This window comes from Kordia zhangzhouensis, assembly GCF_001005305.1.
Classification (GTDB): Bacteria; Bacteroidota; Bacteroidia; order Flavobacteriales; family Flavobacteriaceae; genus Kordia; species Kordia zhangzhouensis.
On record NZ_LBMH01000003.1, the window covers coordinates 553,794 to 569,936 of the forward strand.

The following is a 16,143-nucleotide window of genomic DNA, read 5'->3' on the forward strand; positions in this document are numbered from 1 at the left end:
GTTTTTTTATGCGCTCAAAAATTGATTTTTTTTTTGTATTTACATAAAAAATGCACCCTTTTTCGATAAGTAAAGACAATAAAGCGATGAATCTGTTTATTTTATCTGTGAATATCCTATTCTAAAAAAATTAGAGATTGCACGGTCTTTTTTTAATTTTTGAGAAAGAATTAAATAGTTTTGTAAAAAAAGTAGCGTGGACACTATAGATTTTCATGAAAAGTACAAAGCCGAAAGTCCTTCAGCAATCACAATTGGGACTTTTGATGGTGTACATTTAGGACATAAAAAAATAATAGAGAATCTGATTGCTAAGTCGGAAGGTCTTTCGACCATGCTACTCACCTTTTTTCCGCATCCGCGAATGGTACTCCAACAAGATGCTACCATCAAACTCATTAATACTATTGAAGAGCGTATTCAACTTCTTGAAGCTACAGGATTGGATACTCTAATTATTTATCCTTTTAATCGTGAATTTTCACGTTTAAAGGCACGTGATTTTGTTCGTGATTTTCTAATAGAACATTTAAACCTAAAAAAAATTATTATTGGTTATGATCATCGTTTTGGCAGAAATCGGACAGCAAATATTGATGATTTGAGAGAGTTTGGAGAAGCTTTTGACTTTAAAGTAGAAGAAATTCAAGCAAAAGAAATTGATGATATTACCATCAGTTCTACAAAAATTAGAAAAGCATTGAATGAAGGAGATATAGTGACAGCAAATACGTATCTGGGCTACGAATTTATGCTAACAGGAACTGTAATTTCAGGCAAAGGACTTGGAAACCAAATTCATTTCCCAACTGCAAACATACATATTAAAGAATCGTACAAACTTATTCCTAAGCAAGGTGTGTATTTTGTTAAAAGTACACTTAACGACACAATTGTATTTGGAATGATGAATATTGGCACTAATCCAACTGTTGCTGGAAAAAAACAAACTATTGAGGTGCACTTTTTCGATTTTGAAGGAGATCTTTATGGAAAAAAAATACAAGTACAATTAATAGAACGATTACGGGATGAACGAAAATTTAGTTCTGTTGAAAAATTGAAGGCACAGTTAGAAAAAGACAAAGAAGCTTCACACATATTAATTCAAAAATACCATGCTCAATAAATTACTTTTCAAACAAGTAGACAATACTTCTCTCGTAGTTTTTCGAGTTTTTTTTGGTTTGCTTATATGTTTGGAAGGATTTGGAGCCATATTTACAGGTTGGGTAAAACGCACTTTTATTGACCCAGATTTTACCTTTACCTTTATTGGCTTTGAATGGTTACAACCACTTCCCGGTTACGGAATGTACTTTTACTTTTCTTTAATGGGAATTTGCGGTTTTTTTGTAATGCTAGGCTACAAATATCGGTGGAGTATGGGCTTTTTTACCATTTTGTGGACATGTGCTTACTTAATGCAAAAAACCTCATACAATAACCATTATTATCTATTGATTTTGTTATGTGTGTTTATGTGGATTGTACCTGCACATCATTACTTATCAATTGACGCCAAAAAAAATCCGAAGATTAGGAAGATACACATGCCCAATTGGGTTTTGATTATCTTTATACTACAGCTATTTATTGTGTATACATACGCATCTATTGCCAAAATGTATCCTGATTGGATTTCGGGTGATGTTACCTCCAATTTAATGGCTGGACGACGAAACTTACCAATTGTTGGCGAATTTCTACAACAAAAATGGATTCATTATACTTTGACTTATGTCGGAATTGGATTTGACCTATTGGTAGTTCCTGGATTACTATGGAAACGTACACGGATCTTTTTCTTTATCTGCTCCATTATTTTTCACTTATTCAACTCATTCGTATTGCACATCGGAATATTTCCGTACATGTCGTTAGCATTATGCATCTTCTTTTTTAAACCTGAAACAATCCGATCAATTTTCTTAAAAAACAAACCACTTTATCAAGGAAATGAAGTTATTTTACCTCCTTTCCGCAACATTGCGGTTCCTATATTTACAATTTACTTTATATTTCAAATATTACTACCGTTGCGTCATTGGACCTTTAAAGACGATGTTCTTTGGACAGAAGAAGGCCACCGTTTAAGCTGGCGTATGATGCTACGCTCCAAAACAGGATATGTTCAACTAAAAGTGGTTGATCAAAAAACTGGAAATATCAGTTATGTAAATCCAGCCACTTATATAACTCCTAAACAAGCGCAAAGAGTAGCTGTAAAACCTGATATGCTATGGCAATTTGTGCAGTTTTTAAAGAAAGAATATGCACAAAAAGGAACAGAAGTAAAAATCTATGCCGAAGGTAGGGTTCGAGTTAATAATCATCCGTATCAAAAACTATTTGACCCTAACATAAATCTAGCTGCTGAAAAATGGTCACACTTCTCTCACCACGATTGGATATTACCTTTTGAAAGTAAGTATAAAAGCATCCCTACTACTTCAAAAAAATGATTTTATTTTTCGTATGATTCTAAATTGAAATTTATACGTCAATTCTCTTAATTTGATTATTTTTGTGCCTTCAATAATCCGTGCGTTAAGGATAGAGGCGACATCCTTTGTGTGTTTTTTTAAAGTGATTTTGCATTTAGAGTATTCTAAAAATTACCAAAATAGTATAGAAAACCGCACAAAGATATAGCCGAAAGCCTGACCGAAAGTTTGCCGAGGCACACTAAGGCAACCTTTTGGGAACGCCAAAAACATCATAACATGTTACAATTACAATTTATTAGAGAGAACAAAGCAAAAGTGATTGACGCTTTGAAGAAACGAAATTTTGATGCAACTGAAATTGTAAACGAAGTAGTTTCCCTTGATGAAGCTCGTAGAAGTTTGCAAGTTGAATTAGACAATACTTTGGCTTCTTCTAATAAATTATCCAAAGAAATTGGACAGTTATTTAAAAGTGGAGAACCGCAAAAAGCAGCAATCTTACGCGAAAAAAGCACACAACTAAAAGCGCAAGCTGAAACACTTAAAACGGAGTTAAAAGATAAAGAACAGGCTGTTTCAGAACTATTATATACAATTCCGAATGTCCCAAATGAGTTAGTTCCAAGTGGAAATAGCGAAGAGGATAACGAAGAAGTATTTCGTGCAGGAACAATTCCTACATTACACGAAAACGCGCTTCCTCACTGGGAATTGGCTAAAAAATACGACATTATTGATTTTGAATTAGGAAACAAAATTACTGGTGCCGGATTCCCTGTTTATAAAGGAAAAGGAGCCCGTTTGCAACGTGCATTAATTCAATATTTTTTAGATAAAAACACGGAAGCTGGCTATACAGAATATCAAGTACCACATTTGGTAAATGAAGCTTCAGGTTTTGGTACTGGACAATTGCCAGACAAAGAAGGACAAATGTACCATGTTACCGTTGATGATTTATATTTAATCCCAACAGCAGAAGTTCCCGTAACTAATATGTTTCGTGGAGACTTAGTATCCGCAGAAAGTTTGCCTATTTGTTGCACCGGTTATACGCCTTGCTTTCGTCGTGAAGCAGGAAGTTATGGAGCGCATGTTCGGGGATTAAACCGCTTGCATCAATTTGACAAAGTAGAAATTGTTCGAATTGAACGTCCAGAAGATTCCTATACAGCACTTGATGGCATGGTAGCTCATGTAAAAGAAATACTAGAAGAATTAGAACTTCCGTATAGAATTTTACGCTTATGTGGTGGTGATCTTGGTTTTACTTCTGCATTAACCTATGATTTTGAAGTATTTTCAACAGCGCAAGACCGTTGGTTAGAAATTAGCTCGGTTTCTAATTTTGAAACGTTCCAAGCTAATCGTCTTAAACTTCGAATTAAGGATAAAGATGGAAACAAAGAATTAGCGCATACCTTAAACGGAAGTGCCCTTGCATTGCCAAGAGTTTTGGCTGGAATTTTAGAAAACTGTCAAACAGAAAACGGAATCAATATTCCTAAAGTATTACACAAATACACTGGTTTTGAGACGATTTCATAACCTATATTAAATAAAACCTCATCATACAAAAAGTTCGATAATACCGTTTATCGAACTTTTTTGCTTTTTATCGTGGGAATTCCTACGTTTGTCATCCCGAAATCAAATCCATATCATTTGGTGCATTCCATAGATTGATAGCTAGTGCACTTTATGATAAAAAAATTAAACTAAAAATGCTATACACACCCAAACCTAGTTTTAAATAGTTTTAATCTATGGAATTTATAGCTAATAGAAATGCCTGAGCAATTGCTCGGGCATTTCGCTTTTAAATACTAAATGGCGGTGAGCTTCGTTTTTCCTTACAAAATACATTATCATTTATTTAACATACTTTATACTATCTTTGACAAAAAGCTCAGCTATGCGTAATCTTTTCATTTTTATATTTAGCGTATTAATGTGTGTAAAAAGCTACGGACAAAATGAAGTGTTGGCGCAGCAGTATTATGACAAAGGAGAATACAAAAAAGCGATTATTGCGTTTGAAGATCTTTATAAAAAATCTCCTAGAAAAATTAATTTTTTCATTTCAATAGTGAATTGTCATCAACAATTGGAAGATTTTGAAACTGCCGAAAAGCTTTTATTGGAAGAATTGAAAAAACCTCCGCTCAATCCTATTCTATTAGTAGAGACTGGGTTTAACTACGATCTTAAAAGAGATACCATTACAGCTCAAAAATATTATGAAAATGCTCTTGAGTATAGCAAAGGAAAAATTTCATCATCTTATATTGTTGGAAGAGCGTTTGAAAAAAAATCGTTGTTAGATTATGCATTGCGTGTATACCAAAACGCTATGGAAGAAAACCCTAACTACAATTTTATGAACAACATTGCACGTATTTATGGTGAAAAGGGTGAAATTGAAAAAATGTTTTCTAGCTATTTGGACTTAATACGCGATCGTGTAGAACAAAAAGGATATGCACAACGCATTATCAGTCAGTTTTTACGAAACGACCCTAATGATGAAAATAATACTCTTTTTAGAAAGTTACTTCTAAAACGCAATCAGCAAGAACCAAATTTATTGTGGAATGAGTTATTAAGTTGGTTATTTGTTCAACAAAAACAATACAAACGAGCATTCATTCAAGAAAAAGCAATTTATGCACAAGGTGATTATTCTTTACAACGCATTTTTGAACTGGCTAGCTTAAGTATAGAAGATGGTGACCACGAAACAGCTCGGGAAATCCTAAACTATATTATTGAAAACTCAAATCAAGATGCAACTAAGATTCGTGCTTCACAAAATCTTATTCAAATTGATCTCGAATCGATTACAGATGGAAATTATACCGAAATCCAAAAGCGTTTTGACACACTTTTTGAAACGTATGGACGTAACTTTAAAACAGTAATATTACAGCGCGATTATGCAAATTTTTTAGCTTTTCAAAAAGAAACACCCGAAACAGCTGTACAATATTTAAAAGAAACACTTCAACAACCTCTCAATAAGCGTCAACAAGCAGAAATCAAACTTGCTTTAGGAGATATTTTAGTATACCAAGAACAATTTAATCAAGCTTTAATTTATTTTTCTCAAGTTCAGCAAACACTAAAAAACGATGTTACAGGACAAGAAGCACGCTTTCGAGTTGCTCGAACAAGTTACTACAAAGGCGATTTTGATTGGGCAGAAACACAACTCAAAGTATTAAAATCTTCTGTATCACAATTGATCGCTAATGATGCATTGCAGCTAAAGTTAATCATTTCCGATAATTCACTAGAAGATTCTACGCAAACGGCACTCAAAAAATATGCTAAGGCTGATTTACTTGCATATCAAAAAAAAGATACCAAAGCCATAGAGACTTTAGAAGATATTTTACAAAATCATAAAGGTGAAAAAATTGAAGATGAAGCATTATTCATGCAAGCCAAACTCTATGAAAAACGTGGAGAATATGATAAAGCAAGACTGAATTACAAAAAGATTATTGAATTTTACAAAGATGATATTTTGGTAGATGATGCCTATTTTGCAATAGCACAACTGTACTTAAATCATTTTGATGACCCTGAAAAAGCAAAACAATTCTTTGAAGAAATCATTTTCAATCATCAAGACAGCATTCATTATGTAGCGGCACAGAAATCATATCGCAAATTACGTGGTGATACTATCAATTAAAACCGTAATTTTGCAGTTCATTACAAATTGCACGCATGTACATTTACAACGTTACCATAAATATTGACGACAGTATCCACGAAGAATTCAAATTGTGGATTCGAACACATATTCCAGATGTATTAGCTACTGGAAAATTTACGTCTGCACGCTTAGTAGAAGTATTAGTAGAAGAGGAAATGGGTGGCACAACCTATGCCGTTCAATACACAGCAAAATCGAAGGAAGCTCTTGAAGCTTATTATGAAGAAGATGCTCCAAGACTTCGAGAAGAAGGCATGAAAAAGTTTGCCGACAAAATGCTTGGTTTCCGCACAGAATTAAAAATTATTGAAGATTTTAAAGCGTAATACTATGCAGGAACATAAATATTATTCTCAATATGCTTATCTTATTAAAATAGTATTAATTATTGCTGTACTCGTTTTTGGTTTTTTCATAGCAACACTATTCTCTCATAAAATTGCAAAAGAACTAAGCATTGAATTTAGAAAAAACTTAGTAGCTATTGAATATATAATTAATGGATTTGTAGGACTTATTTCAATACTTTTCATCGTAATTATCGCTTTAAGAGGAAAACCACAAATTGTACTAAACGCCACTACGCTTAAAACGAATCGTTTTAAAAGAAATTTCGCTGACTTAAAATCATATCACAAAGGCAAAGGAGGTAGCGAACCTTATGTGATTTCGCATGACGGAAAACAATTTGACATTGAACTCTCTTGGTTTTCTAAAAAAGATCGTCAAAAAATTGAATCGCACATAATACAACAAATAGAAGCTGCTAATTAAATCCGTATGTCAGACAAAGTCAAAGCTAAAAAACACCTCGGTCAGCATTTTTTAAAAGATGAAAATGTAGCCAAACGCATTGCAGATACGCTAACATTAAATCAATATCAAAATGTACTTGAAATTGGACCAGGCATGGGCGTTTTGACAAAGTATTTACTCGAAAAACCGATAACAACATATGTCTGTGAAATTGACACAGAATCTGTTGACTATCTAAAAGCACACTATTTACAGCTTTCAGATAGAATTCTGGAAAAAGACTTCTTAAAATACGATTTGACTAAAACATTTGATGATAAACCTTTTGCTATAATAGGAAATTTCCCATACAATATTTCTACACAAATAGTGTTTAAAACCCTTGAAATGCGCGATCAAATTCCAGAATTTAGCGGGATGTTTCAAAAAGAAGTAGCACAACGTATTTGTGCGCCTCATGGAAACAAAACCTATGGAATTTTATCTGTTTTAACACAAGCCTTTTATGATGCGGAATACTTATTCACTGTTCCTCCTGGTGTTTTCAATCCGCCTCCAAAAGTTGATTCGGGTGTAATGCGACTTATCAGAAAAAAGGATTATACACTTTCATGTGATGAAAAATTATTCTTTAGAGTTGTAAAAACAGCCTTCCAACAACGAAGAAAAACACTCCGTAACAGTTTAAAAACATTCAATCTTTCCGATAATTTAAAAGAAGATACTATCTTTGGGCTACGACCTGAACAAATAAGTGTTCAAGGTTTTATAGACCTAACCAGTAAGATAGACAATGATTCCATTCAAACTTAGCGAAGAACTCATTGCGCAAGTAGCGCAACTCATTGAAGAAGGAAAAGATGCTACACTTCTAGAATTACTAGAAGAAGTGCATTATGCTGATGTCGCTGAAATTATTGATGAATTGAATCTTGATCAGGCTACCTATCTTATCAAATTACTAGATAGTGAAAAAACATCTGACATTCTTACAGAGCTAGACGAGGATACACGTGAAAAAATACTCGAAAATCTTTCTGCCAAAGAAATTGCGGAAGAAATTGATGAACTAGACACTGATGATGCTGCAGATATTATTTCTGAGCTTCCTGAAGAACGAATTCAAGAAGTAATCTCTGAAATAGAAGACAAAGAACACGCAAAAGAAATCGTCGAATTACTTCGTTATGACGACGATACTGCCGGTGGATTGATGGCAAAAGAGTTGGTTTGGGTAAATGAAAACTGGAATGTCATGACCTGCGTTAGAGAAATGCGCAAGCAAGCAGAAGAAGTAACCCGTGTACACTCCATTTATGTAGTTGATGATAATGATATCCTAAAAGGTAGACTGTCATTAAAAGACTTACTTACAACATCAACACGAACGCCAATCAAGGATATATATATTCCAAAAGTTGACTACGTAAATGTGGGAGACAAAGCCGAAGATGTAGCGAGAGTCATGTCAAAATATGACTTAGAAGCTATTCCTGTAGTAGATGAAATGAAGCGATTGGTAGGACGCATTACCATTGATGATATTGTCGATGTTATTAAAGAAGAAGCTGACAAAGATTATCAATTAGCTGCAGGTATTACACAAGATGTAGAAGCTGGTGATAGTATTTGGCAACTCACACGTGCACGCTTGCCATGGCTATTTTTAGGATTGGTAGGAGGAATTGGTGCTGCTGCCATCATGGAAGGTTTTGAAGAAATGATTAGCAAATATGCTATTCTATTCTTTTTTACTCCATTAATAGCAGCCATGGCAGGAAATGTAGGAGTTCAATCAAGTGCAATTATTGTACAAGGACTAGCAAATGATGATATTAAAGGTAGCATTAACAATAGATTGTGGAAAGAAATGCTATTAGCCATGCTCAATGGTATTGCTTTGGCTTCCATTCTTTTGATTGTAGTATGGATTTGGAAAGATGATGCCACAGCAGCTTTGGCAATTTCTGTTTCATTAGTAATTGTAATCATCGTTGCCGGCATCATTGGTACTTTTATTCCGTTATTCTTAAACAAACGCGGAATAGATCCTGCAATCGCTACTGGTCCATTTATTACCACTAGTAATGATATTTTTGGAATATTGATTTACTTTTTAATTGCTAAACTCATCATTGGCATCTAAAAAAGCGAACTCTTACGAGTCCGCTCTACGTTAAACTTCAATATTTCTTGCTTTTTTATCCACAAGTATAATTCACTGTATACTCACAACCTATCGCATTTGAAGTACACATAGTATCTTCCTGTGTTAATACACTTCTATTTCCTCCTTTAACACCTTGGGCACTTTGAGAATTCAACTCAGAAACTACCGATTTCTTTAATAACAATGATTTAAGATTTTTTTTCATAGTCTATAATTTAATCTCCTACTCTTTTTACTATTTGGCTTTTCGGAATCCACCATAACTAGTACATATTAGCAGAATAAAAATAGTTTGAAATCTTAAATTTAGACTTGATTTTGACGTCAGATAGGTATGTTTGTAACCATTCGTACGCTATTTAACATTAATTAAGAAATGGTGATGTTAAAACTTAAAAACTTTCTCAATGCTGCTATACTATTCTTCTTTTCACATCGTTTACTAACAAAAAGAAGCTCCATACAACACAACTACTGAAAAGGTAAAATACAGCATGGCACATCATACCATACGACAAGCAGTTCCCGAAGATGCTAAGTATATTTCACTATTGGCTAAAATCAATTTTTCCGAATCGTTTGGCAATTTGTTTTCTTCAGAAAAAGAACTCCGGTTGTATATTAATGAGAAATTTTCCGAGGAAAAAATGAAAGCTTCCATTGAAAACAGCGAGAATATTTTTTGGATTGCCTACGCACAGACACTTCCTGTAGGTTTTGCGAAACTCAAAAAAGACATGCCCGTTCCTGATACCCACTACAAAGAAGCTGCAGAATTGCAAAAACTGTACATTTTAAAAGATTATCGCACAGAAGGAAATGGCAATCAACTCAAAGTAGATTTCTTCGAAGAAATTCAAAAGTTAAATATCAAGCATGTTTGGCTAAAAGAATTACATACAGACCAGCGAACACTAAATTTTTATAAAGAGCACGACTTTCACAAACACCATTCACACTCATTTACCATTGGTAAAGAAGACTTTGTTTTTAATATAATGATGAAAACAAGTTAAAGTACAACTCTGTCCCATTTAAATTACCATTCTCTTTGGGTAATAAACTCATATTCAGTAAAATTATATAACAAACTGTAAAATATGTGTAACATACAACTGTAAGTAAATCTCTAATTTTGAATCATAACCAATACACACAATGAATATGATAAAGACCTTAGGATTTTTACTAACAATTGGAGCTGGAATCACATTAACCCTTGGTGTACTATCTGTTTTTGGAAGTATGAATATGGGAAATGTCCAATGGCCAATGATTATTTTAGGAACTGTTTTTTTCTTTGCAGGAATTGGCCTTTTAAAATATCGAAAAGACACAGATGCTATCCAAGCAGATAACAACTAACAAAATACCTTTTAACAATAATAAAGAATAAACAATTGAAAATAGCATGCACAATAAAAGTGTATGCTATTTTTTTATATGCAGTTATAAACCTTATACATGAATTTCATTTTTGATAAACATAAGTCTAAAAAAACATGTAATTTAGTTGCATGAACGCAATCAATATCAAAGAAAAGTTCCAACTTTTCGACAAACAATGGCATCCACATCAAATTGCTGTGGTTGATAATATGCAAGTACTTTTAGCAAAGATTAAAGATGAATTTGTGTGGCATTCTCATGAAAATGAAGACGAACTGTTTCAGGTCGTAAAGGGAACATTATACATGAAATTTCGTGACAAAACAGTTACCGTCAATGAAGGTGAAATAATTGTTGTTCCTAAAGGAGTAGAACATTGTCCAACCACAAAAAATGGCGAAGAAGTACATGTGTTATTATTTGAAAAATTAACAACAGCACATACAGGAACCGTTCAACATGAAAAAACACAAACTGAATACCCTAAAATATAATCGCTGTGAATATTTTACATTTGGATGAAAACCATCCACTACTCATCAATCAATTAAACGCTTTAGGTCATTCTAATTTTGAAGACTACACATCTTCAAGAGAAGAAATTATGGAAATAATCCATAAATATGATGGTTTTATTATTCGTAGTCGTTTTAAAATTGACGCTGAATTTTTATCAAAAGCTACACAGCTAAAATTTATTGGAAGAGTTGGCGCAGGATTAGAAAATATTGACATAGAATATGCAGTAAAACAAGGAATACAACTCATTTCTGCGCCTGAAGGGAATCGAAATGCAGTTGGAGAACATGCCTTAGGCATGTTACTTTCTTTATTGAACAAACTTAACAAAGCTGATAATGAAGTACGAAAAGGTTTGTGGCTACGGGAAGCCAATCGCGGAGTAGAACTTGATGGACAAACCGTTGGCATTATCGGGTATGGAAATATGGGAAAAGCATTTGCTAAAAAATTAAGAGGTTTTGATGTAAATGTTTTGTGTTATGATTTAAAAGAAAACGTAAGCGATGAAAATGCAACGCAAGTCTCGCTGAAAGAGTTACAAGAACAAGCAACTGTTTTGAGCTTACATACTCCACAAACACCGCTCACATTAAACATGATTAATAAAGATTTCATTGAAAAGTTTTATCACGATTTTTGGTTCATCAATACCGCTCGTGGAAAAAGTGTTGTAACTCAAGATCTTGTTGAAGCACTCAAATCTGGAAAAATTCTCGGTGCAGGATTGGATGTATTAGAATATGAAAAAAGTTCGTTTGAAAATTTATTTCAAGACGGTCATTTACCCGAGGCATTTCAATACTTGATAGAAGCAAAAAATGTGTTACTAACACCACATGTGGCTGGCTGGACAAAAGAAAGCAAAGAAAAACTTTCACAAACCATTGTAGATAAATTCAAAATATATTTTCATTAAATGAAAAAGACTGTTTTTGTTTTTACTATACTAATCATTGCCTTACTAGCACTATTTCAGTTAAGCAAACTCTCTATTATGAGAAGAGATACTTCCATAGAACTTATAATTGCGAGCATAGCTATTATTTTTTTCTTCATTGGAATCTATATTAACAAACGAAAACAATTAAAAAATACAGAAACAACCGTTAAGAACTCTGTAATCAATCATGCACAGATTGAAAATTTAGGTTTGAGCAAACGTGAGTATGAAGTTCTTTGTAAACTCGCTGAAGGACATTCCAACAAAGAAATTGCTTCACTCCTATTTGTTTCAGAAAGTACAATCAAAACTCATGTTTCAAACATATACACAAAATTAAACGTTAAACGTCGTACACAAGCCATTCAAAAAGCAAAAGACCTTTTCATATTACCTCACTAAAAATTTCACTTTACTCAATCGTAAGTATACTTAACAAAATATAACTTTATAAACATAAAAAAGTTCACAATCTTCATTGAAATAATAAGAATAACTCAATACAAATGCCTGTGACCAAAGTTATATTTCAGTATTTACTATTTCTTATCATCTCAAACTCATTTGCTCAAGAAAACTTTTTACGTATTGAGGTAGTTCCTAAAAAAGAAATGAATAGGAGTTCTGATTACCATCTATATCAGAATGATTCGTTACTATTTACCCAGTGTCATTTAAAAAATAATTCACATATTTTACACAAATTACCAAAAGGAAACTACAAACTTAAATATGATACTGTTTTTGGAGTAGATTCTATAGCGTTCTCGTTTGAATCGGATCGAGAGTTCAAAAAAATCATTCTACAAACAGAAAACCCTTCTCGTGAAAGACTTGCGAATACATTTTCTTCTGTTGAATCTTTAAAAAACAACGAACAAATTACAGTTGAATATGGTTTAAGTGCATGCTTCATTCATAAAAAGAAAAAGGCTACTATCCTTAAAGAAAATGATCAATACTACTTTATCGATTACAGACACAAGCGATTAATTAATGAAAGAAGAATCAACCGAATTATTCGTCATGAAAAAATTCTAAAGAACTTAAATTTTGAAAATACACTTCATGGATATGAAGTATATGTCACATGCGTTGAATTTTTTTCATTGAGCAAAGATGAAATACAAGTGTTTGAAAAAAGTGTGTTTTGTGGTATGTGGAGCGAATCTTCAACGATTAGGAATTGGATAAAATAACTTTCTACACTATCCTAAAATCATCACATTCTTAAAATTAGTACCTTCGTAGGAATGAATTGGTACTTTCGTATGAGTCCTGTTTGTATTGCCTCCACTACTTTTGGTCGCAACTTAAAAATTACATAAAGATGAAAAATACAGTTCTTAAATACGGAATGTTTGGCTTTATTACTGCATTCGTCTTATTCTTTTTAGCACTTTATTTTGGGCAAGGGTACACATTTAAAGTGCAGGCCATTGTAGGATATACTACAATGATTACATCTTTGATTTTTGTATACTTTGGAATTAAACATCATAAAGATTATGAATTGAATGGGGAAATCAGCTTTAAAACTGCTTTTACAATTGGCGCTTTGATTTCTATCTTTACAGCACTTGGTTTTGGGTTGATGGATGCTATATACATTACTTGGATTAATCCTGAATTTGCCGAACAATATTTAGCATATGAAATGAATCTGTTAGACGCTCGAACAGATCTTTCCACAGAAGAAATAAGACTGGAAAAACTTACCTTACGAAAACAAAACGAAGCGTATGGAAATCCGCTTGTTGTGTTTTTCTCCATGACTATGATTGTATTTGTCATTGGCGTAATCATTTCATTACTTTCTTCATTACTACTTCATAAAAAATCATAAAAACAAATACACATGAAAAAAAGAGTTACTGGCTTAGGTGGGTTTTTCTTCAAGACTGAAGACCCAAAAGCATTAAAAAATTGGTATGGAACGCATCTTGGATTACCTGTTGATGACTACGGATGTACATTTTGGTGGAAAGATAAAGACGGAAAAGACTGCTCAACTCAATGGAGTCCGTTTTCAAAAGAAACTACTTATTTTAAACCTAGCGAAAAACAATTCATGATGAATTTTCGGGTAGAAAATTTAGTTGAATTACTCGAAACTTTGCGACAAGAAGGCGTTACTATTGTTGGTGAAATAGAAGAATATGAATACGGAAAATTTGGTTGGATTCTTGACCTTGAAGGAAACAAAATTGAACTTTGGGAACCAATTGACGCTGCATTTCAATAAAATCTTTGTAACAAAAAATTGCATTTGTAAACTTATCGTTATCCTATTGATAGAAAGTTTCTTAAAAGTAAAAAAATAGTAACTTTAAGAAACCAACTTAAAAAAACGATTATGAGTGAAAAAAATAAAGATCTGGAGAAAAAAATAGATGAAACTTCAGAAGCTGCGAAAGCGAAAGCCGAAGAAATAAAAGATGAAGCGAAAGAAAACATCAAACAAAAAGAAGAAGCTGTAAAAAATGAGGTAAAAGAAACTCTTGAATCTGCTAAAGACACATTAGAGGAACTTCGAGAAAAAGCCGAAAACATTGAAGATAAAGCTTCGGAAAACTCCAAAAGCAAAGTAGATGAGCTTAAGGCAGAAGCGAAAGAAACATTTAGTGCCGCCAAAGAAAAATTTAACGAGTTTACTGATTCTGCTAAAGAGAAGACCGCAGATTTTGCTGAAGATGCCAAAGAAAAGTTTGAGGAAGCTAAGAAAAAAGCTAACGAATACGGCCAAGAAGCAAAAGAAAAGTTTCAAGAATATAAAGAAATTGCAGAAGAAAAAGCGGCTGATTTTGCTGAAGAAGCCAAAGAAGTATATGGAGAAGCGAAAGAGAAAGCTGCCGAGCTAGCCGAAGAAGCCAAAGAAAAATTTCAAGAGTACAAAGAAGTCGCTAAAGAAAAAGCCAATGAATTTAGTGAAGAAGCGAAAGAAGTGTATGAAGATGTAAAGGAAAAGGTAAGCGAATTTGCAGAAGAAGCTAGCGAACGTTTGGAGGAATTTACAGAAGAAGCTAAAGAAACCTTAGACGAAGCTTCCAAAAAGACAAAAAGCTTTTTTAGGCGTTTGTTTGGAAAATAAAAACATAAAAAAGCTGGAGTGTATCCAGCTTTTTTTATCTTTATTGCAATATTACATTGCAATGACATTTCTATGGGAATTACAAAAAATCACATCTTTGACGAATATCAAAACGAAACTGCCCTAATCACTAAAGTTCTTGGACATCCTGCACGAATCTCTATTTTGCAATATATTAGCAAAAATGAATATTGCAATTGTAATGATTTAGTCAAAGCAACAGGATTAGCACAACCTACTATTTCTCAACATCTTTCTGAGATTAAGCGAATCAAATTATTAAAGCAAAAAACACAAGGAAAAAATATTTTTTATGCCATTGATCTCAATCTTTTAAATCAATATAGGAGAAACATCAATGATTTTTTTGTAAAAATTCAAGTCAATTGCCAAAGTAAAAACTCGCAATAACATACTTAATAACAGCTTCAAATGTTAAAATAACATCATTTTTAGACGAAAGGTAAACGAAAAACTATTCTTCTGCTTACATTTGTTATAATTGTTATTAATTTCTGAAAATCCCCAAATCTTCAAATAAATAACCCTCAGAAATTAATACGTTAAAATCCTACCAAAAATTATGAAAAATGTACTTGTACTCTGCACGGGAAATTCGTGCCGTAGTCAAATGGCAGACGGGTATTTACACCATTTTGCAAAAGAAAAAGCAACCATTTATAGTGCCGGAATTGAAACGCATGGAGTCAATCCAAAAGCAATTGCCATCATGAAACTTGATGGAATTGATATTTCCAACAACACTTCCAATACTATTTCCGAATACAAAAACATTAATTTTGATTACATTATTACTGTTTGTGACCATGCACAAGAAAACTGTCCAGTAATTCCTAGTAAAAATGCAAAACGTATTCATCAAAATTTTTTCGATCCATCCAAAGTCAACGGCTCTGAAGAAAAAATTTTCAATGCATTTAAAAATACACGAAACCAAATAAAAGCTTTTTGTAAAGAATTTGCGGAAACAGAATTGAGTTAAAACGAGTAAATCTTTACTGTAAAAAGAGTCCTTTCAACTAAAAAGCTTCTTTTCCTGCAAAAATTAAAATATTTTTGATTGGAATTAGTTTAGTTGTT

The 16,143-nt window shown here is 32.9% G+C and carries 20 protein-coding genes; 19 read left to right on the plus strand and 1 reads right to left on the minus strand.

The features are described 5' to 3' along the window. The first annotated feature begins 196 nt into the window (after positions 1 to 196). The 8 genes from AA088_RS05820 to mgtE all read left to right on the plus strand — a co-directional run bounded on the left by AA088_RS05820 (position 197) and on the right by mgtE (position 9,076). On the plus strand, positions 197 to 1,129 hold the full coding sequence (locus tag AA088_RS05820; RefSeq protein WP_046743992.1) for a bifunctional riboflavin kinase/FAD synthetase: 933 nt from the start codon (positions 197 to 199) through the stop codon (positions 1,127 to 1,129). Beyond that, on the plus strand, positions 1,119 to 2,465 hold the full coding sequence (locus AA088_RS05825) for an HTTM domain-containing protein (RefSeq protein WP_046743993.1): 1,347 nt from the start codon (positions 1,119 to 1,121) through the stop codon (positions 2,463 to 2,465). Before AA088_RS05820 ends, AA088_RS05825 begins: the two co-directional genes overlap by 11 nt. A 261-nt stretch (positions 2,466 to 2,726) precedes the next feature. Continuing rightward, positions 2,727 to 3,998 (plus strand): serine--tRNA ligase, encoded by a 1,272-nt coding sequence (serS, locus tag AA088_RS05830; RefSeq protein WP_046743994.1) that lies wholly within the window; start codon positions 2,727 to 2,729, stop codon positions 3,996 to 3,998. 367 nt (positions 3,999 to 4,365) lie between these two features. Beyond that, complete coding sequence (locus AA088_RS05835) at positions 4,366 to 6,150, plus strand: tetratricopeptide repeat protein (protein WP_046743995.1); 1,785 nt, start codon at positions 4,366 to 4,368, stop codon at positions 6,148 to 6,150. 35 nt (positions 6,151 to 6,185) lie between these two features. Further along, positions 6,186 to 6,500 carry a DUF4286 family protein gene (locus tag AA088_RS05840; RefSeq protein ID WP_046743996.1) on the plus strand — a complete coding sequence of 105 codons (315 nt, stop codon included), beginning with the start codon at positions 6,186 to 6,188 and terminating at the stop codon, positions 6,498 to 6,500. A gap of 4 nt (positions 6,501 to 6,504) precedes the next feature. Further along, the gene (locus tag AA088_RS05845) at positions 6,505 to 6,948 is read left to right on the plus strand and encodes a hypothetical protein (protein WP_046743997.1); all 444 of its coding nucleotides are present in this window, start codon (positions 6,505 to 6,507) and stop codon (positions 6,946 to 6,948) included. Positions 6,949 to 6,954: 6 nt separating this feature from the next. Next, the gene (rsmA, locus tag AA088_RS05850) at positions 6,955 to 7,743 is read left to right on the plus strand and encodes a 16S rRNA (adenine(1518)-N(6)/adenine(1519)-N(6))-dimethyltransferase RsmA (protein ID WP_046743998.1); all 789 of its coding nucleotides are present in this window, start codon (positions 6,955 to 6,957) and stop codon (positions 7,741 to 7,743) included. Beyond that, positions 7,724 to 9,076 (plus strand): magnesium transporter, encoded by a 1,353-nt coding sequence (gene mgtE / locus AA088_RS05855; RefSeq protein ID WP_046743999.1) that lies wholly within the window; start codon positions 7,724 to 7,726, stop codon positions 9,074 to 9,076. Before rsmA ends, mgtE begins: the two co-directional genes overlap by 20 nt. 55 nt (positions 9,077 to 9,131) lie before the next feature. On the opposite strand, the gene AA088_RS18195 is transcribed toward mgtE, so the two are convergent. Then, positions 9,132 to 9,305, minus strand: a complete 174-nt coding sequence (locus AA088_RS18195) for a hypothetical protein (RefSeq protein ID WP_156168426.1) — start codon at positions 9,303 to 9,305, stop codon at positions 9,132 to 9,134. Between the two features lie 289 nt (positions 9,306 to 9,594). On the opposite strand from AA088_RS18195, the gene AA088_RS05860 reads away from it, so the two are divergent. The 11 genes from AA088_RS05860 (at position 9,595) to AA088_RS05910 (ending at position 16,045) form a co-directional block, all read left to right on the plus strand. Next, entirely contained in the window at positions 9,595 to 10,116 is a 522-nt protein-coding gene (locus AA088_RS05860) for a GNAT family N-acetyltransferase (RefSeq protein WP_046744000.1), read from the plus strand. Positions 10,117 to 10,264: 148 nt separating this feature from the next. Beyond that, a complete protein-coding gene (locus AA088_RS05865) occupies positions 10,265 to 10,465 on the plus strand; it encodes a hypothetical protein (protein WP_046744168.1) in 201 nt (66 codons plus the stop codon). A 152-nt stretch (positions 10,466 to 10,617) separates the two neighbouring features. After that, a complete protein-coding gene (locus AA088_RS05870; protein WP_046744001.1) occupies positions 10,618 to 10,983 on the plus strand; it encodes a cupin domain-containing protein in 366 nt (121 codons plus the stop codon). A gap of 5 nt (positions 10,984 to 10,988) precedes the next feature. Beyond that, positions 10,989 to 11,927: a 2-hydroxyacid dehydrogenase gene (locus tag AA088_RS05875; protein WP_046744002.1), complete on the plus strand. Its 939-nt coding sequence runs from the start codon at positions 10,989 to 10,991 to the stop codon at positions 11,925 to 11,927. Beyond that, positions 11,928 to 12,353: a response regulator transcription factor gene (locus tag AA088_RS18795; protein ID WP_046744003.1), complete on the plus strand. Its 426-nt coding sequence runs from the start codon at positions 11,928 to 11,930 to the stop codon at positions 12,351 to 12,353. A gap of 110 nt (positions 12,354 to 12,463) precedes the next feature. After that, entirely contained in the window at positions 12,464 to 13,150 is a 687-nt protein-coding gene (locus tag AA088_RS05885) for a hypothetical protein (protein ID WP_156168428.1), read from the plus strand. A 131-nt stretch (positions 13,151 to 13,281) separates the two neighbouring features. Continuing rightward, positions 13,282 to 13,797 carry a DUF4199 domain-containing protein gene (locus AA088_RS05890; RefSeq protein ID WP_046744005.1) on the plus strand — a complete coding sequence of 172 codons (516 nt, stop codon included), beginning with the start codon at positions 13,282 to 13,284 and terminating at the stop codon, positions 13,795 to 13,797. Between the two features lie 12 nt (positions 13,798 to 13,809). Next, positions 13,810 to 14,196 carry a VOC family protein gene (locus AA088_RS05895; protein ID WP_046744006.1) on the plus strand — a complete coding sequence of 129 codons (387 nt, stop codon included), beginning with the start codon at positions 13,810 to 13,812 and terminating at the stop codon, positions 14,194 to 14,196. Between the two features lie 111 nt (positions 14,197 to 14,307). After that, complete coding sequence (locus AA088_RS05900; RefSeq protein WP_046744007.1) at positions 14,308 to 15,042, plus strand: hypothetical protein; 735 nt, start codon at positions 14,308 to 14,310, stop codon at positions 15,040 to 15,042. A 72-nt stretch (positions 15,043 to 15,114) separates the two neighbouring features. Then, positions 15,115 to 15,453: an ArsR/SmtB family transcription factor gene (locus tag AA088_RS05905; RefSeq protein WP_046744169.1), complete on the plus strand. Its 339-nt coding sequence runs from the start codon at positions 15,115 to 15,117 to the stop codon at positions 15,451 to 15,453. A 172-nt stretch (positions 15,454 to 15,625) separates the two neighbouring features. Further along, a complete protein-coding gene (locus tag AA088_RS05910; RefSeq protein ID WP_046744008.1) occupies positions 15,626 to 16,045 on the plus strand; it encodes an arsenate reductase ArsC in 420 nt (139 codons plus the stop codon). Positions 16,046 to 16,143: the final 98 nt, after the last annotated feature.